The 19,667-nt window shown below is 64.6% G+C and carries 15 protein-coding genes, 2 tRNA genes and 1 pseudogene; 8 read left to right on the top strand and 10 right to left on the bottom strand.

Going from position 1 to position 19,667, the window contains the following annotated elements; genetic code table 11:
* Positions 1 to 84: 84 nt before the first annotated feature.
* Positions 85 to 1,749 (bottom strand): sugar ABC transporter substrate-binding protein, encoded by a 1,665-nt coding sequence (locus tag EJ073_RS05885; RefSeq protein ID WP_126054887.1) that lies wholly within the window; start codon positions 1,747 to 1,749, stop codon positions 85 to 87.
* A gap of 277 nt (positions 1,750 to 2,026) precedes the next feature.
* On the opposite strand from EJ073_RS05885, the gene ugpC reads away from it, so the two are divergent.
* The 4 genes from ugpC (at position 2,027) to EJ073_RS05865 (ending at position 5,199) form a co-directional block, all read left to right on the top strand.
* Positions 2,027 to 3,085, top strand: coding sequence for a sn-glycerol-3-phosphate ABC transporter ATP-binding protein UgpC (ugpC, locus tag EJ073_RS05880; RefSeq protein WP_126059086.1), 1,059 nt, complete (start codon positions 2,027 to 2,029; stop codon positions 3,083 to 3,085).
* A 30-nt stretch (positions 3,086 to 3,115) separates the two neighbouring features.
* Positions 3,116 to 3,568, top strand: a complete 453-nt coding sequence (locus EJ073_RS05875; RefSeq protein ID WP_126054886.1) for an RbsD/FucU family protein — start codon at positions 3,116 to 3,118, stop codon at positions 3,566 to 3,568.
* Between the two features lie 4 nt (positions 3,569 to 3,572).
* On the top strand, positions 3,573 to 4,499 hold the full coding sequence (gene rbsK, locus EJ073_RS05870; RefSeq protein WP_126054885.1) for a ribokinase: 927 nt from the start codon (positions 3,573 to 3,575) through the stop codon (positions 4,497 to 4,499).
* Between the two features lie 472 nt (positions 4,500 to 4,971).
* Complete coding sequence (locus EJ073_RS05865; RefSeq protein ID WP_126054884.1) at positions 4,972 to 5,199, top strand: hypothetical protein; 228 nt, start codon at positions 4,972 to 4,974, stop codon at positions 5,197 to 5,199.
* A 134-nt stretch (positions 5,200 to 5,333) separates the two neighbouring features.
* On the opposite strand, the gene EJ073_RS05860 is transcribed toward EJ073_RS05865, so the two are convergent.
* Positions 5,334 to 5,410, bottom strand: a tRNA-Asp gene (locus EJ073_RS05860).
* Between the two features lie 218 nt (positions 5,411 to 5,628).
* Between EJ073_RS05860 and EJ073_RS05855 the strand changes: the two genes are divergently transcribed.
* Positions 5,629 to 5,704, top strand: a tRNA-Val gene (locus EJ073_RS05855).
* A 63-nt stretch (positions 5,705 to 5,767) separates the two neighbouring features.
* On the opposite strand, the gene EJ073_RS05850 is transcribed toward EJ073_RS05855, so the two are convergent.
* The 5 genes from EJ073_RS05850 to EJ073_RS05830 all read right to left on the bottom strand — a co-directional run bounded on the left by EJ073_RS05850 (position 5,768) and on the right by EJ073_RS05830 (position 10,649).
* Entirely contained in the window at positions 5,768 to 6,538 is a 771-nt protein-coding gene (locus EJ073_RS05850; protein ID WP_126054883.1) for an SDR family oxidoreductase, read from the bottom strand.
* Positions 6,535 to 7,530 (bottom strand): ABC transporter permease, encoded by a 996-nt coding sequence (locus EJ073_RS05845; protein ID WP_126054882.1) that lies wholly within the window; start codon positions 7,528 to 7,530, stop codon positions 6,535 to 6,537. Before EJ073_RS05845 ends, EJ073_RS05850 begins: the two co-directional genes overlap by 4 nt.
* 114 nt (positions 7,531 to 7,644) lie before the next feature.
* Positions 7,645 to 8,685, bottom strand: a complete 1,041-nt coding sequence (locus EJ073_RS05840) for a sugar ABC transporter substrate-binding protein (protein ID WP_126054881.1) — start codon at positions 8,683 to 8,685, stop codon at positions 7,645 to 7,647.
* Between the two features lie 39 nt (positions 8,686 to 8,724).
* The gene (locus EJ073_RS05835) at positions 8,725 to 9,489 is read right to left on the bottom strand and encodes an ATP-binding cassette domain-containing protein (protein WP_126054880.1); all 765 of its coding nucleotides are present in this window, start codon (positions 9,487 to 9,489) and stop codon (positions 8,725 to 8,727) included.
* A complete protein-coding gene (locus EJ073_RS05830) occupies positions 9,486 to 10,649 on the bottom strand; it encodes an ROK family transcriptional regulator (protein ID WP_126054879.1) in 1,164 nt (387 codons plus the stop codon). The genes EJ073_RS05835 and EJ073_RS05830 overlap by 4 nt, the downstream gene beginning before the upstream one ends.
* Before the next feature lie 93 nt (positions 10,650 to 10,742).
* Between EJ073_RS05830 and EJ073_RS32865 the strand changes: the two are divergent.
* Positions 10,743 to 11,033, top strand: a pseudogene (locus tag EJ073_RS32865) (hypothetical protein); the annotation flags it as partial.
* Between the two features lie 104 nt (positions 11,034 to 11,137).
* Here EJ073_RS32865 and EJ073_RS05820 read toward each other — a convergent pair.
* Both EJ073_RS05820 and EJ073_RS05815 read right to left on the bottom strand, forming a co-directional pair.
* Positions 11,138 to 12,415, bottom strand: a complete 1,278-nt coding sequence (locus EJ073_RS05820) for a M23 family metallopeptidase (RefSeq protein WP_126054878.1) — start codon at positions 12,413 to 12,415, stop codon at positions 11,138 to 11,140.
* 141 nt (positions 12,416 to 12,556) lie between these two features.
* Complete coding sequence (locus EJ073_RS05815; protein ID WP_126054877.1) at positions 12,557 to 13,024, bottom strand: peroxiredoxin; 468 nt, start codon at positions 13,022 to 13,024, stop codon at positions 12,557 to 12,559.
* Between the two features lie 96 nt (positions 13,025 to 13,120).
* Here EJ073_RS05815 and EJ073_RS05810 point away from each other — a divergent pair, with 96 nt between their 5' ends.
* Positions 13,121 to 16,507 carry a DUF3971 domain-containing protein gene (locus EJ073_RS05810; protein ID WP_126054876.1) on the top strand — a complete coding sequence of 1,129 codons (3,387 nt, stop codon included), beginning with the start codon at positions 13,121 to 13,123 and terminating at the stop codon, positions 16,505 to 16,507.
* A gap of 9 nt (positions 16,508 to 16,516) precedes the next feature.
* Here EJ073_RS05810 and tyrS read toward each other — a convergent pair whose 3' ends face one another.
* Complete coding sequence (gene tyrS / locus EJ073_RS05805) at positions 16,517 to 17,770, bottom strand: tyrosine--tRNA ligase (RefSeq protein WP_126054875.1); 1,254 nt, start codon at positions 17,768 to 17,770, stop codon at positions 16,517 to 16,519.
* A gap of 233 nt (positions 17,771 to 18,003) precedes the next feature.
* Here tyrS and EJ073_RS05800 point away from each other — a divergent pair, with 233 nt between their 5' ends.
* Positions 18,004 to 19,647: a glycosyltransferase family 39 protein gene (locus EJ073_RS05800; protein ID WP_126054874.1), complete on the top strand. Its 1,644-nt coding sequence runs from the start codon at positions 18,004 to 18,006 to the stop codon at positions 19,645 to 19,647.
* Positions 19,648 to 19,667 lie beyond the last annotated feature (20 nt).

Below are 19,667 nucleotides of genomic sequence, written 5' to 3'. Positions count from 1 at the left end.
ACAAAAGCTTACGACCGGCCCGTCCGGTCAAAACAGGGTCCGGCGGCTTTGCGTCGCCGGACCCCGGTTCATCATACGATCAGGCTACACGCCGAGCGAGGCTTTGTAGAGCTTGATCTGGTTTTCGCGGCCGATCTGGTCGGTCAGCTTCTCCCAGGCGGCGGCGATGGCATCGGCGCCTTCCTGCGCCTTCATCTTGCCGGCGAAGGTGTTGGCCAGGATGTCCTCGGCGGCGCTGTAGTACTGGAAGATGCCGGGGATACGCGGCTCGATCGCCGCGTTCGGATGATTGTAGCTGTCACCCTCGGACTTGAGGTAGGAGCTGATGAACGCCTCGTCGTAGCCGGCCGCCACCCATTCTGGAATGTTGAAATGGCTGTTGCGGTAGGGCTGGAAGCCCGACGGATAGGCCGCGCACCAGAGCGACAGGTCCTTGCCGCCGAGATGTGCCGCCGCCGACCATGCCGCCTTCTGCTTCTTCGCATCACTGTCGACGCGGGCCATGACATAGACGCCCCAGCCGAGATAGGCGCAGTTGGGCGAGTAGTTCGGGCCGCTGGCGAGCTTGTCCCATTGGCCGGTCTTCGAATTGTAGACGTCGTCCGAGCCGGGCAGGATCGAGAAGCCGGTGACGTCGCCGATGACCGACGAGTCGTTGGTCTTGACGTTGGAGCCGATGTCGCCCCACCACGGGATCATCGACCCGGTGCCGGCCAGGAACTGCTGGAAGCCGGTGGTGTTCGGATCGGCGTTGATCTGGTCTGGCGGCTCCGAGGGCAGGGCGTCGATGACGTCCTGGATCGCCCGCACCCAGGCCGGATTGTTGATGCGCGGCTTCATCGTGTCGGCATCGAATAGCCAGGCCTTGTCGTCGGGATGCTTGGCATAGGCGCTGGCGCGGCTGCCGAGGAAGTAGAAGCCGAAGCCGCCCCAGGGCTTGGGCGCGTCGAGATAGCCATACACATCCTGGCCCTTGAACTGCTTGCCCTTGAGGAACTTGGTGACGGCTTGCACTTCCTGCCAGGTCTTCGGCACGCCCCATTCGGTCGTCGCCCCGCTCTCTTTCCAGGCCTTGGCGAGATCGGCATCGGCGAACACGTCGGTGCGGTAGTTGAAGTTGTGCGCGTCGCCGTCGATGGTGACGCGGTACTGCTTGCCGTTCCAGGTGCCGACCGGCGGCTTCAGGTAGTTGACCAGGTCGTCGAAGTCGATCTGCTTCTTGACCCAGTCCGGCATTTCGGAGGTCAGGCCCTTGCCGCATACATCGCCTTCGAAGGGCGCGCCCATCTCGATGATGTCGAAGTCGACGGTGCCGGTGGCGATCGACTGCTGCAGGCGGGCGTTGTAGTCGGCCTGCGCCAGGTCGATCCAGCTGATCTTGGCGCCCGTATAGGCCTCCCACGGCTTCAGGAAGCCGCGGAACAGAACGTTGTGCAGGTTCTGGTTGTTGAGGCCCATGAAGGTGAGCTCGACGCCGGCGAACTCGCCTTCCTTGACATTGGCCTTGGTCGCTTCGAGGCAGAGCTCGCCCACCTTCTGGAAATCGGCGTCCGTCGGCTGACCCTTGCCGACACCTGGAATCTGCAGGATCTGCGCGCGCAGATCGTCGGCCGCGGCGGCCGGCCGGGTCAGTGCGCCGAGGCCGGCGCCTGAAGCCGCGGCAATCGCGGCCATGCTGGCCGCGCCCTTGAGAATGTCACGCCGGGTGGCACCCGCGCGGACCAGTTTTTCGTAAAGACCGACTCTCATCTACATTCCTCCCAGAACAAAAGCCGTGAATTTGACGTGCCAACCTACCGGACGCCGAAACGTCTGCGTTTCTCCTATACCATACGGGGACGTGGGACCCCACCCTGCGTCGCTTGGAGATCCGATTTCCGGCAAAGCACCGATCATCGGATTTTGCGCTCGCCACTATTCGCGTAATCGATTACCTTGTCAACAGGAATGGCTTTTTATCTATAATATACTGACTTGCCCTTGCCGTTGGCAATGGCTAGCTTCACCGAAAACGATAGGGGAGATGATGGCTCAAGTCGCGATCACCAATGTGGCCAAGGCGTTCGGACCAGTCAAGGTCCTGCACGATGTCAGCGTCGATATCGCCGACGGCCAGTTCGTCGTGCTGGTCGGTCCTTCCGGCTGCGGCAAGTCCACGCTGTTGAGGATGGTGGCCGGGCTGGAGACCGTTTCCGGCGGCACGATCGCGATCGGCGAGCGCGTCGTCAACAATCTGCCGCCGGCGAAGCGCGACATCGCCATGGTGTTCCAGAACTACGCGCTCTACCCGCACAAGACGGTGGAGCAGAACATGGCTTTCGCGCTGAAGCTGCGCAAGACCGATCCGGCGATCGTCGCCGAGCGGGTCAAGCGCGCCGCCGACATCCTCGATCTCGCGCCCTATCTCAAGCGCTATCCGCGTCAGCTCTCGGGCGGCCAGCGCCAGCGCGTCGCCATGGGCCGCGCCATCGTGCGCAACCCGCAGGTCTTCCTGTTCGACGAGCCGCTCTCCAACCTCGATGCCAAGCTGCGCGTCCAGATGCGCACCGAGATCAAGGAACTGCACCAGCGGCTGAAGACCACCACCATTTACGTCACGCACGACCAGATCGAGGCCATGACCATGGCCGACAAGATCGTGGTGATGCGTGACGGCCGCATCGAGCAGGTCGGCGCGCCGCTGCAGCTGTTCGACCGGCCGGCCAATCTCTTCGTCGCCGGCTTCATCGGCTCGCCCGCCATGAACCTTCTGAAGGGCGTCGTGCGGAAGGGCGACAAGTCCGTTGTCGACATATCCGGCACCGCGTTTCCGCTTGCCCCCGGCAGCGCGGCCAAGGATAGCCAAAACGTCGTCTATGGCGTGCGGCCCGAGCATCTCGAAATCCACCCCGACGGCGTCGCTGCCAGGATTTCCGTGGTCGAGCCGACCGGTTCCGAAACCTTGGTCTTTGTGCGCTTCGGCGAAAGCGAGATGGTGGCGCTGTTTCGTGAGCGCCACGACTTCAAGCCGGGTGACACGCTGCATCTCAGGCCACGGCTCGACCAGCTCCACCTCTTCGACGCAGAGACCGGAAACCGGCTCTGATTTCCCAACAGATTTTTCGCGAGGACTGCCATGCTCAAAGGGATCAATCCGCTGCTCAACGCCGACGTGCTCCAGGCACTGCGGGCGATGGGCCACGGCGACGACCTGATCATCTGCGACACCAATTTCCCGGCCGATTCGGTCGCCCGCCAGACGGAGCTCGGCTATCTGCTGCGCATCGACGCGCCGGCGGCGGAGGTGGTGAAGGCGGTGCTGTCGCTCTATCCGCTGGACAGCTTCGTCGACGACGCCGCCGCCCGCATGGAGATCGTCGGCAATCCTGACGAGATCCCGCCGGTGCAGAAGGAGGTGCAGAAGGAGATCGACAAGGCCGAGGGCAAGGCCTGGCCGATGATCTCGATCGAGCGCTACGCCTTCTACGAGCGCGCCAAGAAGGCCTATTGCGTCATCCAGACCGGCGAGCGCCGCTTCTATGGCTGTTTCGCCTTCCGCAAGGGCGTCATTCCGCCGGATGCGGAGTAGGGCGATGCCCGGGAAGCCTGTCGTCATCCTCGGCGTCTTTGTTGCCGACACCGCCTATCGCGCCGATCGCCAGCCGCGCATGGGTGAGACCATCCTCGGCAACTCTTTCAAGCTGGGGCCGGGCGGCAAGGGCTCGAACCAGGCGGTCGCGGCCGGCAAACTGGGCGCCGACACCACCTTCCTGACCCGGCTCGGCGTCGACGCCTTTGCCGACATGGCCAAGCACACCTGGCAGGCGGCTGGCGTGAAGGCGGCGGTGATTGATACGCCGGAGAGCTATACGGGTGCCGCCTACATCTTCGTCGAGGAGACCAGCGGCAACAATGCCATCATCGTCAGCCCTGGCGCGGCGATGCTCATCTCGCCCGCCGACATCGAGGCCCATGCCGGCCTGATCCGTTCGGCCGGCGTCTTCATCACCCAGCTCGAACAGCCGATCGAGGCAGCGCTGAAGGCGCTGGAGATCGCGCGCGAGGCAGGGGTGACGACCATCCTCAATCCGGCCCCGGCGGCGAGGCTGCCTGACCGCATCTATGCGCTTTGCGACTACGTCACCCCCAACGAGACCGAGGCCGAGGAACTGACCGGCATCAAGGTGTCGTCCATCGACGATGCCCGCCGCGCCGCCGACAGTTTTCTGGCGAGGGGTGTCGGTTCTGTCATCATCACGCTCGGCGAGAAGGGCGCGCTGCTGCACACGAAGAGCGGCTCCGACCACGTCGGCGCCGTCAGTGCAGGTCCGGTTGTGGAAACAACGGGCGCCGGCGACGCCTTCAACGGCGGTCTCGCGGCGGCACTGGCGAAAGGCGTCGAGCCGCTGCAGGCGGTGAGATTCGCCTGCGCCGTCGCCGGCATTTCGGTGACCCGTCCTGGCACGGCTCCGTCGATGCCGACATTGCAGGAAGTCGAGGCGCTGCTGGCGCGGGGTTAATTCCCGACCGAGTCGCGTGCAGCCCCCACCTGTCCGGATTGTCGTCGGGCCACTAGGCATCAAGGCGGCCGATCGGGTGGCGTCCTCCATCCTGACATTCCCGGTCGCCAGGATGCCCGAATACCATCTGGGGCCGAACGTTCTCAAGGCGGTTTCGGAGATCTGCTTATTGCTGTCGTTGGACCGGCATACCGGCAAGCCTGCCCAAAAGGCCTCTCCGCCTTGGCCTCTGGTGACATATTAGCCACAGATAATGTTTATCGGTGATCACGTCTTGCGCCTTTGGCTTGGGTGTCCCGTAATGGGTCATCATTTCTGGCATCGCGATTGCAATGTCAGCAATGCTCGGGGTCGATCGTACCCCGACAGCCGGGGGGCAAATTTGGGGGCCCCGCCGCTCCGCCAATGGAGCGGCGGGCTCTTTGACAACTGAGAAGGCCGCCTGAATCGCCAAACCTTGGGTGCTCCAGCCATGTATTTTCCTCAGTTTCTAGTGGGCATGCTCGCGACGTCGTTCGTCACGGCTATCTGGGTTGGAATCGAAACCGGCTCTGTCTGGACAGCGCTCGGTTGGGCCATTCTTGCGATGGTCATTCTTCAGATTGGATATGTCGGTCTGGTCGTGCGCCTGATCTACAAGCGGCCATCGGAAGGCACTGAACTGGCCCGGGTATCGACAAATTACACGCCCCCGGCGTGAAGCGCGGGCGATCAGGCTTGCAGCGTAGCCGGCGCAGGGCTCCCGGACGGGATCATATTGAAAAGCTGCAACCCTCCGCCGCCGGAAAGGTCAAACTTTTTTCGGAGGGGCCGGGCCTAAGCCCTTGAAAGAAATGGCGCGAGTGACGGGGCTCGAACCCGCGACCTCCGGCGTGACAGGCCGGCACTCTAACCGACTGAGCTACACCCGCGCACTGACGAGCACGTGTCAGCCGTGTTCGTCGTTGGGCCGCTGGATAAGGGGTTCGCCACCGGGTGTCAAGCGCGGCAAAGCACCTTATCAGCAAACTGGAGAAGGTTTTTTGACAACCGCCTCTTTCCGCTGGAAAACCGCCACGCGGCCAACGCGGCGCCTGTTCATTTGGCCTTGCGAAGCCTGCCCTAACTGCTTAAAGGTCCGGCCCGGAGCGGGCGATTAGCTCAGTTGGTAGAGCGCTTCGTTTACACCGAAGATGTCGGCGGTTCGAGCCCGTCATCGCCCACCATCCCAGCCATCTTCAAGCAGTCACCTGACGCGAATCTCGCCGTTCGGCCACGCCCGCCAACGATCACGGCGGCAGCAGGCGAAAATCCTTGCCTTCGGGCAGCAGCTGTCCGCCGTCGACGACGATGGTCGTGCCGGTGATGTAGCTGGCGTCGTCAGAGGCGAGGAACAGGAAGGCGTTGGCGACGTCGCGCGGGCTGCCCAGCCGTCCGAGCGGTATGGAGTCCTGCATGTTCTGGATATAGGCAGCACCGCGATGCAGCTCGATCGCCTCGGTGAGGATGTTGCCGGGCTCGACGCCGTTGACGGTGATGCCGTAGCCGGCGAATTCGAGCGCGGCGGCACGGATCAGCCCGTTGATTCCGGCCTTGGTCGCCGAATAATGGCCGTGGCCGGGGCTAGTGACATGCGGCCCGGTGATCGACGAGGTGAACAGCATACGGCCATGCCGCTGCGCCTTCATCGGCACGAGCGCAGCCCGTGTGGCATTAAAGGAGCCGCGCAGGTTGACCGCCATCACTCTATCCCAGTCCTCCGGGCTGGTGTTCTCGATCAGCTGCCAGGGATAAATCCCGGCATTCTGGACCAGGATGTCGAGTCGGCCATGCTGCTCGAGCGCCAGCGCCACGGCGGCCTCGGCCTCGGCCATTTGCGAGATATCGGTGCGGATGAAGGCGGCGCCGAACTCGCTTGCGGTGGCTTGTCCGGCCTCGGCCTCGGTATCGGCCAGCACGAGCTTCGCGCCCTCTTCGGCGAAACGCTGCGCGATGCCCTTGCCGATGCCGCGCGCGCTGCCGACGATCAGCGCGACCCTGTCCTGCAGCCGGCCGGTCATGCCAGCCTCTGCCGGATGGTCTGCTTGAAGGCGTCGAGCAGCACCGCCGCCAGCACCAGCAGGCCGTGGATCACCTGGGTGAAATTGGCCGGCAGGCCCATCAGGTTGATCGCCGTGTTGATGGCCGAGAGCAAGAGCACGCCGGCATAGACGCCGGGCAGGGTGCCGACGCCGCCCTTCAGGCTGACGCCGCCGATGACGACGGCGGCGAAGGCGTTGAACAAAAGCCCGACGCCGAGATTGGCGGTGGCGCCGGAGGTGCGGATGGCCAGCAGCCAGCCGGCGAGACCGGCGATGGCGCCGGCAAGCACGAAGGCGATGATCAAATTGCGGTTGACGCGGATGCCGGCGCGGAAGGTGGCCGTCTCGTTGCCGCCGATCATCACCAGGTGCCGGCCGAACGGCGTCTTGGCCATGATCAGCGAGAAGACGACGAAACAGGCGATGGCGATCCAGGCGGTGAGCGGCAGGCCGATCAGGCGCTGGATGCCGAACCAGCGGATCGCCGGCGCCAGGTCCTGTGCCGAGCGGCCACCGGAAACGACGAGCACCAGGCCGCGCACCCAGATGTAGGAGGCCAGCGTGATGATGAAGGCGCTCATCTTCAGCCTGACGATCAGGAAGCCGTTGAAGACGCCGATGATGCCGCCGACGAGGACGGCGAGCAGCAGCGAAACCGGGACCATCAGCCATTGCGGGTGCAGTTGCACGCCGAGGCCGATGCCCGACGAGCAGAACAAGATGCCGACCGCCATGGCGCTGAGCGCGGCGACCGATTCGACCGATAGGTCCATGTGGCCGGCGATGATGACCAGCGCCAGGCCGATCGACATCACGCCCAGCACGCTGGAGGCCTCGATGATGTTGGCGAAGATGCCGAGCTGGAAGTAGTTCGGAATGAGCAGGGAAAACACCACCAGCACGAAGACCAGCATGAACCAGACGAGATTGTCGAGAATGAGCTCGAGAGCATGGCGGGTGCGGGGGTTCATGAGCTGATCCGGTTGGCGCGCGTGTTTGACAGTGTTGCGGCTTCGCGCGTTTCGACGCGCGCGGCGCTTTTGAGGGGGCGCTCCGGGCCGGGTAGCCCGGAGCGGTCCTGGTGGTTACTCGACCGGTTTTACGGTTTCGGTCGGCGGCTTCTGGTTGCCCCAGAAGGCCGGATTGTCGACGTTCTCCTTGGTGATGGCGGCGCCAGGGATCTTGATGTTCGGGCCCCAGGCTTCCTTGGTCACCGTCGACTTCAGGCCAAGCACCTCATATTCGCCGGGCTTGATCTCTTCCTTCTTGACGATCTTGTCCATGAACACGGCGATAGCCGCGGCCTGGGCGTAGAGCGGCTGTTCGACTTCGACGTTGAGCCAGCCCTTGCGGATCAGGTCAAGACCGACCGGTGCGCCGTTCGAGCTCATCATCATGACGTCGCCGGGCTTCTTGCCGGCAGCCTCGAGCGAGGCGACGCCGGCGACCGAGAGATGCGCGGCATGGCTGAAGATCAGGTCGATATCGGGATTGGCGAGCATCTGGTCGGCGACGATGGTGCCGGCGTTGCTGGCTTCCCACTGCATGGCCGGAAGCGAGATGATCTTGACGTCCGGGAACGCCTTCATCTTCTCCTCGAACCCCTTCTGGATGTCGAGCGTGTAGGGATCGCCGGGATCGCCGAGCACCTGCAGGATCTTGCCCTTCACCGCGCCGTTCTTCGCTTTCAGGAGCTTCTCGGCCTGGTCGGCGGCGACGTAGCCGATCTCGACCGTGCCGGCGACCGAGGTGAAGTCGGACGGCGTGGAGGTGATCTGGCGGTCGAATTCGACCACCGGAATGCCGGCGGCGCGGGCCGCTTCGACGGACGGCTTCAGCGCGTTGAAGTCAACCGCCGCAAGGACGATCGCGGCGGGCTTCAGCGCGATGACGTCATTCATCTGCGATTGCTGGGCGTCGGTCTTGTTGTCGGCGTTCAGCGATTTGAAGTCGTAGCCGACCTGCTTGAGGAACAGTTCCAGCGCGGTCACCGAACCGGTCTGGAACTCATCGAGCAATGTCGGCACCAGATAATAGACGGTGCCCTTGGACTGGGCGAATGCCGGCGTGAGCGTGGCAATGGCCAGTGCCAGGAAACCGAAGACGGAAAGAAGTATTCTCTTCATGTCGTTCGCTCCTCTTGCGCCGGACCCCTCATTTGTCCCTCAGCTCGCCGGTCCGGCACCGGCCAGCGTCTCTCCGGTGATCATGTTGATCACCGCGTCGGGACTTGTCTTGTTGCGTGCGACATCGCCCGCCACGACGCCTTGCCGGATCACCACGATCCGGTCGGCGACCTGGAAGGCCTGCTGCATGATATGAGTGATGATGACGACGCCGATGCCCTGGTTCGCCACCTGGCGGATCATGTCGAGACCGCGTCGTGTCTGCTCGACGCCGAGCGCCGCGAACGGCTCGTCGAGCAGCACCAGCTTGCCGCCCCAGTGCACGAAGCGGTTGAGTTCGATCGCTTGCCGCTGCCCACCCGAAAGGTGCTCGACATTGGTGCGCAGCGACGGGATGCGGGTGCCGGCATTGGCGAGCGCCTTGGCGACCACGGCCTCCATGGCGCGCTCGTCGAGGACGGGGACGCCGAGCACCTTGCGGGTGATCTCGCGGCCCATGAAGAAATTCGCCACCACGTCGACATTGGTGCAGAGCGACAGGTCCTGGTACACCGTCTCGATGCCCGCCGCCTTGGCCTCGGCCGGAGATTTGGCAAGGAAGTCCTTGCCTTCGAACAGCATGCGGCCGGAGGTCGGCTCCAGCCCGCCGGCGATGATCTTGACCAGCGTCGACTTGCCGGCGCCGTTGTCACCCAGAAGCGCCACCACCTCGCCGCGCCCGATCGAAAAGCTGATGCCTTTCAGCGCCTGGATCGCGCCGTAGTTCTTGGTGACGTTGTCGAGGACCAGCAGGGGTTCGCTCATGCCGCGATGTCTCCGCCTTTCAGGAGGTCGCCGCCGCGCTGCCGCTTGGCGGTGAAGATCTGGCCGAAGCGCGGCGACAGCACCCCGGAAACGGCAAGTGCGGCCGCGCCGCGCAGCACCGCATGCTGGCCGCCGCGCGCCACGACGATGCGCGGCGTGGCGCGGTCCTTGCGGGCCGAGACCGAATTGGGCAGCTCCGCCGCTCCCGCCAACCGTTCGAGCAGCGCCGGCGGCGCCAGCCCGCCGAGGACCACCGTCTCGGGGTCGAACAGGTTCTCGATGATGGTGATGGCGTTGCGGAAAACCGGACCGATCTCGATTACCCAGTCGTCGTCGCTGCCGCGCCAGCGTCCGCGCGCATCGAGCGAGAGATAGCGTTCGAGACAACCCCGGTTGCCGCAGGGGCAAGGCTCGCCGCCGAACACGACCGGGATGTGGCCGATCTCGCCGGCATTGCCCCAGGCGCCGCGCAGCACGCTGCCATCATGCACCATGGCGCCGCCGAGGCCGACGCCGAAATAGAGGTAGTAGTAGTCGGAATATCCGGTGCCGAGGCCGTAGAGCCGCTCGCCCATGGCCGCGGCCGCCATGTCGGTCTCGAAGAAGGCCGGCAAACCCGTGGCTGCCGTCAGCCGCTCGCGCAGCGCCACATCCTTCCAGCCGGTCATGGTCGTCGGGCCGATGAAGCTCATCGATTCGACGCCGAACGGGCCGGGCAGCGCCATGCCGACGCCAAGCACGCGTCCGCCGGCGCGCCGTCCCGCCAGGTCGCGGACCATGGCGCCGATCTGGTCGAAAGCGTGATCGGGCGTGACGTTCGGCGCCTCGCTGTGCATGCTCTCGATGACATCGCCGCTGAGGTTGATCAGCGCCGCGTCGATGCCGAGCGGGGTGAGGTGGATACCGACGGCAAAGCCGCCTTCGGGATTGATCCTGAGCGTCGCCGGCGGCAGTCCGCGGCCTTTCGGCTCTTCGCGCAGCGACAGGATGTAGCCCTGTTCCTCCAGTTCGCGCACGATGGTCGACACGGTCTGCACGGTGAGGCCGACGCCCCTGGCGATATCGCCGCGGGCGATCGGCCCATTGAGGCGGATGGACTCCAGAACGATGCGCCGGTTGTAGGGCCGCCCGAACTCCTGATTGGTCCCCCGCAATGCCATGCCTTGCGCTCCTGAAGTGACGAGAGCTTCGCACCGAAGATTTATTCAGTCAAATGGAATTCAAAAATATTTCGGTATTGTGGACGACACGCCGTGGCCGCGCAGCTCCGCCAGTCGAGGGAAAGTTTGGCGGCACCGTCAGCGCCGTCTTCCAGCCGGCCGAGGAAGACGAGCCGTCGGGCGGAAGACGGGTGGTGGAAGAGGGGCTGCTCGGCGATATCGACGCCGCGTTCACGTCGATCCGTACACACAGTCCGGCAAGGTCGCTGTCCGTCCCGGTCCTTACACTCTGGCTGCGATACGTTCGATGTCCGCGTCACCGGCTCCGCCGCGCATGCGGCAAGGCCGTATGAGGGTGTCGATGCGATCGCCGTGGCGTGCTCGATGGTCACCGAGCTGCAGAAGATCGTGTCGCGGGAGATCGTGGCGCTCACACTGATTTCGGCAGCAACCATGTTTCTGACGGCGCAGCGGGGATCGGCGGGCGGCTAAAGATACTGCGCGACCTTCTTGCCGACCGTCAGGAAGCGCAGCGGGTCGACCGCCTCGCCATTGTGGCGCACTTCGTAATGGAGATGCGGGCCGGTCGAACGGCCGCTGCTGCCGGTCTTGCCGATAATATCGCCGGCCGCGAGCTTCTGGCCGACCGTCACGTCGATCTCGCTCAAGTGCCCGTAGCGCGTAGCGAAGCCATTGCCATGGTCGACCTCGACCATGCGGCCATAGCCGCCGTTCCAGCCGGCCTTGGTGACGACGCCGGCCGCTGTGACCTTGGCGGGCATGCCCATTGGCGCCCTGAAATCCATGCCCGAATGCAAGGCCGCGGTGCCGAGGATCGGGTCGGTGCGCACGCCAAACGGGCTGGTGACCGAATGACCGGGGGCGGGGTTGGCGAGCGGCAGCCGCCGCGCTTCCTTCTTCAGGTGATCGAGCGCATCCAGCGCCTCGTCCAGTTCCTTGACCTTGCTGTCGAATATCGTCGATGCGTTGAGCGGGATCAGCGGGCCGCCGACATCGCTATCCTTGCCGAAATCGCTGTCGACCGGCAGGCCGGCGGCCGCCAGCGCCTGGGTGATGGCGTCGGCATTCTTGTATGCATTGTCGGCAAGCGTGGTAACGCGGCTGAGCTGCTCGCTTTCGATTGCCTTGAGCGACTGGTTGATCGACACGAACAGCCTGTCGGCACGATCGGCGGCCGAATCGCTGGGCAGCGGATCGGAGCGCGTCGACCACAGCGAGAACGGTCTCGTGTCGCCGGCGCCCAGGCTGGCGACGGAATAGGTCGGCTGCTCGCCAATCAGCGCGGCGCGATCGTCCGGCTTGGCGGTTGCGGCACCGTCGGCGGCGGGTGCGGCCCCAACTTCGCTTTCGGCGCGCTCGAGGATCGGGCCAAGGCGGCCGTGGCGTTGGCTGAGCTGTGTCTGCCGTTCCAGAAGTTCGCTCACCTTGGTCTCCATCAGCTGCTGGTCGAGAAGCTGTCTGCTGGTGATGCGGTCGACCTGGGCGCGAAGCGCCGAGATGCGGTCTTCATAGGCCTGCTGCATGCGCGCCTGTCTGGCGGTCGTCGCCCCGATCAGGTCGTCTCGAAGCACCAGATAGGAGGTGGCGAGCAGGTAGCCGATGACAATCGCCGCCAGCGCCGAGCCGAGGAAGGCGGCAAGCCAGGGCCGGATGGTGAAATGCCTGATTTCGTTACCCCGGGCGATGATGACCGTATGGGGTTCCTTGCGTTTGCCGAAGACCGCAGACTGACCGGTTGGGTTCACGGGACCAAGCTTTCGTTACGACACCACGAAGAGCCTGATTACATATTATTAGGGTTAACAAAGCTTTGCCGGGCCGATAGCGCCGGTAACCAATGCCCGCCGGACGGGTGTCAGGTTGCGGCGAAGACCGCCAAATCTGCCTCACAGTGCGCGCACCGCCTCCAGCACCTCTTCGGCGTGGCCCTTGACGCGGACCTGCCGCCAGATCCTGGCGATTCGCCCGTCCTTGCCGATCAGGAATGTCGCCCGTTCGACGCCCATATATTTGCGGCCGTACATCGTCTTTTCGACCCACACACGGTAGGCCTCGATGACCTTGCGCTCCTCGTCGGCGACCAGGTCGACGGTAAGGTCATATTTCTGCTTGAATTTGTCGTGCTTCTTGATGCTGTCCGGGGACAGCCCTATCACCACGGCGCCGGCCTTTTCGAAGTCCGGCTTCAACTGCGAAAAGCTGATCGCCTCATTGGTGCAGCTCGTGGTGTCGTCCTGCGGATAGAAATAAAGTACAACGGGCTTTCCAAGCAGTGCGGCGAGGTTGAGCGACCCGCCACCGTCGCGCGGAAGATCGAATTGCGGCGCAAGATCGCCTACGTCGAGATCGGCCATGTCGGTGCCCCGGTTTGAGGTTACGCGCGAAGCCGCATCGATATAGTGTCAGACGGGGATTCGTCCACGATCGAGTTCGCTACAACGGAAGATTGCGTGGATCAGGAAGAACCGCAGCACGAGAAGATCCGGTTCAGGCGTGACGAGATCACCGACCTGGGGGCTTTTCCCTCCGCCTGCAAGGTGCCGCCGCTCGGCCGCGCCAGGATAGGCCGAGGCTTTCGCGTCCTTGCGCGGGTGGTCGCCAGTTTTTGCGCGCTGGTGTTGCTGGCGGCCGGCGCGGTCTACGTGCTCGGCACATCCGGCATCGGCACCGAGCGTCTGCGAGCGGAGGCGGAAGCAGCCATCGAAAAAATGGCCGGCTTCGATGTCGATGTCGCGGTCGGCCCGGCGCGGCTGACGCTCGACGGGTCGAGCTTCATTGCCTTGCAGGTGAACGACGTCAGCCTGAAGACCGCCGGCGGTAAGCCGATCGCCGATGCCGGCCGTGTCCGCTTCGGCATCCGGCTCATCCCGCTGCTTTCGGGCGAGGTGCGCCTGACCAGCGCCCGGATTTCCGACGCGCATTTCATGCTGGCGGCGATGCCATCCACTGGCGGCGACTGGACGGCGTCGCTTCGCAACGCGGATGGCCTGATCGATTCGGACAAGGTGGTTGCCGCGGTCTTCGCCAATGTCAGCCACGCCCTCGATGCCGTGCGCGAGGATTCGATTCGCCAGGTCGATTTGCGCAATGTCGAATTCGTGCTGTCCGACACCAGTCCGGTCAAGCGGGTCACGGTGGCCGATGCCACCGTTCTGCAGACCGGCCCTGGCAGCATGCAGGCCTCCTACGACGTGGCTGTCGATGGCCGTGCGCTCGCCATAACCGCCTCGGCCGCCCGCGACACCGCGACCGGACGCATCACGACGCTCGATGCCAGCGTCAATCTCGCCGACGCCGGCACGGCTGGCGCCGCTGCGGCGACCGGTGGCAGGCTGGGCACAATCGCCTTGAAGCTGACCGGGTCGGAAGGCGCGGGCGAGACGAAGTCGCGGCTGACCGCCTCGCTGTCGCTTGCCGGCTCCGTGCTCGACCTCGGTTCGCGCGGGCTGCTGCCAGCCGATGTCGAAGCCGATGCGACACTCCTGGCCGGCGCCAACAAGATCGATGTCAGCCGGTTGCTCCTCAAGACCGGTCGCTCGACCTTCGACTTTGCCGGTTCGATCGGGCCGAAGCCGGCCGCAGCGGGGGAGGAGCCGTCCTACCGCTACGACCTAACCAGCGACGGCTCCACGCTTGCGCCGTCAGAATCGCCAGAGCCGGGGCTCAACTTCTTCGCCCGCATCGCCGGTGTTTACCAGACCAAGAGCCGCAAGCTCGTCGCCGAGCAGATAGGCATCCGTTCCGGTGGGCCAAGCGAAGTGCTCGGCTCGGCCTCGATCGCTTTCATCGACAACGGTCCGCCGGGCATATCGCTTTCGCTCAACGTGCACGACATGCCGGTCTCGCATGTCAAGCAATTATGGCCCTGGTTCTCCGCCCGGAACGCTCGTCTGTGGGTGCTGGACAATCTGTTCGGCGGCCGTGTCGTCGACGCCAATCTGCAGTTCCAGGTCGTGCCGGGACGACTTGGCAACGGCGTCCCGCTTTCGGCCGACGAGGTATTCGGCCGCTTTCAGATCGAGGGTTCGCGCTTCGACACCGCCGGCCGTATCCCGCCGATCCGCGATGCGGTGGGCGAGGTATCCTTCCATGGCAACGATGTCGACATCGCGCTGTCCTCCGGCAGCGTCTACATGGCCAGCGGCCGCACGGTGGCGGCCAGCAACGGCACGCTGACGGTCAAGCAGGCCAACCACGCGCCGGTTATCGGCACGCTCGACATCGATGTTGCCGGTGAGGCGCCGGCCATCGCCGAACTAGCCTCGTATGAGCCGATCAACGCCATGCGCCATGTCGGCCTCTTGCCGGAGGATCTCACCGGCACGGTGACAGGCCACGTCAAGGCCGACATACCGCTGACGTCGGGAGTCGACACCTCGAAGCTCAACTGGCTGGTGGCGCTGGACTACAAGGACCTGTCGCTCGCCAAGCCGTTCGAGGACCAGACGGTGACGGAGGCCGACGGCTCTATCACCGTCGAGCCCGACCAGGCGGTGATCTCGGCCAAGGCGCGGCTCAATGGCATCCCGGCCGAGCTCGATATCGTCGAGCCGCTCGTCGATGACGGCCCGCCGCGCAGCCGCAAGGTCGCGCTCGTGCTCGACGACAAGACGCGCGCGGCCGCCATGCCGGGCCTGTCGCCGCTGCTTTCGGGAACCGTCAAGGTTGCGATCGACAAGAGCGAAGGCGACGAACAGAACGTGTCGGCCGACCTCACCAACGCCAGGCTCGACATTCCCTGGGCGGGGTGGAGCAAGGGCGCGGGCGTTGCCGCCAAGGTCACGTTCGCGATGAAGAAGGCCGGTGCCACCACGACGCTCGCCGACTTCGATCTCGACGGAAAAAGCTTTTCCGTCGACGGCGATGTGACGCTCGTGAACGGGGCGCTGTCGTCGGCGCGCTTCAGCAAGGTCGCCTTGAACCGGGGCGACGATGTCGCCGTATCCGTGAAGCGGTCCGGCAAGGGCTATGCGGTCGATGTCAGCGGCGAGGCGCTCGACGCCCGCTCGCTGATCAAGCAGTTCACCTCCGATGTCGACACCGCCACCAAGACCACCGGCAGCGATGCGATTTCCGTCAACGCCGATGTCGGTTCGCTTACCGGCTTCCATGACGAGATGCTGTCCAACCTGAAGCTGAACTACAGCGCCGCCGGCTCCCGCGTGAACGGCCTCGAGGTCAGCGCCACCGCGAGCTCCGGCGCGGCCATTACCATCCGCAACACGACCGCCGACGGCAGGCGGGCGCTCAGCATGAAGTCGGCCGACGCCGGCGCCATACTGCGCTTCCTCAATGTCTACGAGCATATGGAGGGTGGCTCGATCACGCTGTCGATGGCGGGCGCCAGCGACGGGCCGATGAAAGGTCAGGTCGATGCCACCAACTTCTTCGTCGTCAACGAGCCGAAGCTCGCCTCGATCGTGTCGACCACGCCGGCCGGCGACACGCGCAGCCTGAACCAGGCGGTCAAGGCCGATATCGATACGTCCAGGGTCAAGTTCGAGCGCGGCTACGCCGAGATCGACAAGGGCGCCGGCTATCTGAAGCTGGCCAACGGGGTGCTGCGCGGCGAGCGCATCGGCACCACTTTCCAAGGCACGCTCTACGACCAGAACAACAACATGGACATGACCGGCACCTTCATGCCGGTCTATGGGCTGAACCGCATCTTCGGCGAACTGCCGCTGTTCGGCCCGCTGCTCGGAAACGGCCGGGATCGCGGGCTGATCGGCGTCACCTTCCGACTAAGAGGCAATGCCAACAAGCCGAGCCTCGACATCAACCCGCTGTCGGTGATCGCGCCCGGAATCTTCAGGTCGATCTTCGAGTACCGGTGAGGCGGCGCGTCACACCGGCCGCGCCAGGACGTGCTTTTTCTTGCCGACTGAGAGCTTTACGACGTTTTCCGGACCCAAATCCTGAAGCGTCACCGTGCGGCGGTCGTCCGCGACCGGCAGATCGTTGAGACGCACGGCACCGCCCTGCACGTGCCGCCGCGCCTCACCGTTGGAGGCGGCGAGCCCAGCGGTGACCAACAGCGAGAGGATGCCGACGCCGGCTTCAAGCGTGGCCCTCCCGACCTCGACGCTGGGCAGCGTGTCGGCCAGCGCGCCTTCCTCGAAGGTCTTGCGCGCGGTTTCGCCCGCCGTCTCCGCGGCTTCCCGGCCATGCAGCATGGCGGTGATCTCGGTGGCGAGGACCTTCTTCGCCTCGTTGATCTCGGCGCCGCCGAGCTTTTCGAGCCGTGCCACCTCGTCGAGCGACAGCGTCGTGTAGAGCTTGAGGAAACGGCCGACATCTGCGTCCTCGGTGTTGCGCCAATATTGCCAGAACTCGTAAGGCGAAAGCATTTCCGCATCGAGCCAGACCGCGCCGGAGGCCGATTTGCCCATCTTGGCCCCTGACGAGGTGGTGAGCAGCGGCGTGGTCATCGCGTAGAGCTGCGCGCCCTCCATGCGGTGGCCGAGATCGATGCCGTTGACGATGTTGCCCCACTGGTCGGAGCCGCCCATCTGCAGCCGACAGCCGAGCCGCTTGTAGAGCTCGACGAAGTCGTAGGCCTGCAGGATCATGTAGTTGAATTCGAGGAACGACAGCGACTGCTCGCGGTCGAGGCGCAGCTTGACGGAATCGAAGGCGAGCATCCGATTGACCGAAAAATGCCGGCCGACATCACGCAGGAAGTTGACGTAGTTGATCTCCATCAGCCAGTCGGCGTTGTTGATCATGACGGCGTCGCCGACGCCGCTGCCGAATTTGAGGTAGGGCGCGAAGTTGCGGCGAATGCCAGCCAGATTGTCCGCGATGTCCTGCGGCGTCAAAAGCTTGCGCGCCTCGTCCTTGAACGAGGGATCGCCGATCATCGAGGTGCCGCCGCCCATCAGCGCGATCGGTCGGTGGCCGGTCCGCTGCAGCCAATGCAGCATCATGATTTGGATCAGAGATCCCGCATGCAGGCTCTTCGCCGTCGCATCGAAGCCGATATAGGCGGTGACGATTTCCTTGGCGAAAAGCTGGTCGAGGCCGGTTTCGTCCGAGATCTGGTGGATGAAGCCGCGCTCGCTCATGACGCGCAGGAAATCGGATTTGTAGGCGGACATTTTTTCTTTCCCGAAGATCGCCCGACCGCCGGGCCAAGCATGACATGAAGGCGGGCGTTTAGCACCAGTGGGCGATCAGCAAAAGTGGTTTCCGGTTTTGCGTCCCGCGCGGATGACATTGCGTATCCTTGCCTCGTGGTTGCGGCTGGCGTAATGAGGCGCCGCGCAAAGGGCAGTGCCCAGGCGCCGCGACGGGGCACCATCCCGCAAATCGAGATCCGGAAGCTCCCGCGATGAACAGGAACTACGTCATCCTCTTTCTGTTCAGCCTGCTGATGACCTTCGGCGGTCTCGCCAGCCTTCCTCCGATCGACCGTGACGAGTCCCGCTTCGTCCAGGCGACCAAGCAGATGGTCGAGACCGGCGACTATGTCGATATCCGCCTGCAGGATGTCACGCGCTACAAGAAGCCGATCGGCATCTACTGGCTGCAATCGGCGGCGGTGGCGCTGAGCGGCGAGGGCGCCGCCGCGCCGATCTGGGTCTATCGCCTGGTCTCCATGCTGGGCATCGCGCTCGCCGTCGTCGGCATCGGCTGGACCGGCACGAGGCTCTTCGGCGCCAATGCCGGCCTCGCCGCCGGTCTGATGATGGCGGCGATCTTTGCCACCGCCTTCGAGGGCCGCGACGCCAAGACCGACGCCATGCTTCTGGCCTGCTGCGTGACGGCCCAGGGCGCGCTGGCGCAGGCCTATCTCGCCGCGCGCCGCAACGAGCCGGTCGCTGGCCATCTGCCCTGGATCTTCTGGATCGCGCAAGGACTTGGCATCCTCATCAAGGGACCGGTGGCGCCGCTCTTGTCGCTGCTGACGGCGGCGGCGCTGGTTGCCTTCGATCGCGACTGGCGCTGGCTCCTCAAGCTGAAGCTGGTGCGCGGCGTCGCCATCGTGCTGTTCATCGTGCTGCCCTGGATATTTCTCATCAGCTGGAAGAGCGGCGGCGCTTTTTTCCAGGAGGCGGTCGGCAAGGACATGCTGACCAAGGTGGCGCAGGGCGAGGAATCGCATGGCCTGCCGCCCGGCTTCTACATGCTGACCTATTCACTGTTCATGTGGCCGTTCGGCCTGATCGCTGTCGGCGCCGGGCTGCAGGCCATCAACCGCTTTTGGGATGATCCGCGCCTGCGCTTCTGCCTCGCCTGGTATATCCCGTTCTGGCTGGTGTTCGAGGCGATCCCGACCAAGCTGCCGCACTATGTCATGCCGGCCTATCCGGGGATGGCGCTGCTGATCGGCTGGTTGCTGACGTTGAAGCCCGAGGAGGCCAACGCACCGCTCAAACGTTGGCAGACCTGGCTGTGGTGGGCGACCGCCTTCGGCCTTGTCGTCGTTTCCATCGGCCTGGCGGTGGTCTGCATTGGCGCGCCGATCTATCTCGCCAAGGCATTTTCGTGGTGGAGCATTCCCGCCGCGCTTGCTGCGCTCGCCGCCGGCTACATGGCCTTCCCGCGCCAATTGCAGGTGCCGCTCGGACGCGTCGGTGCGATTGCCATTTGCGCCGGCATCACCTTTTCCCTGCTGTTCGGTACCATCGCGCCGTCGCTGAAGCCGATCTGGCTGACCCCGGCGATCAAGGTCGCGGTCGACGCCAACCGACCATGCGACACCACAGTGCTCGCCTCCGCCCCGTACCATGAGCCGAGCCTCGTCTTCCTTGTCGGAACCAGCACCGTGCTCACCGATGTCGACGGTGTCGCAAAGCACCTGCTGGCCGATCCGGCTTGCGCGCTGGGACTGGCATCGGTCAAGGACGAGCAGAAGCTCAACGAACTGCTTTCGGGGCAGGGCAAGTCGGCAAAGCGCCTGACCGAGATCGACGGGCTCAACTATTCGTCAGGAGACAAACTGGCGCTCCGGCTTTATCGGGTGGCAGAGTGAATAGCATCGGGCCTCGATTG

The sequence above is a fragment of the Mesorhizobium sp. M4B.F.Ca.ET.058.02.1.1 genome, from assembly GCF_003952505.1.
In the GTDB taxonomy this organism is placed as follows: domain Bacteria; phylum Pseudomonadota; class Alphaproteobacteria; order Rhizobiales; family Rhizobiaceae; genus Mesorhizobium.
The sequence above is the reverse complement of the archived record's forward strand: the minus strand, read 5'-3'. Positions and strand labels throughout refer to the sequence as shown.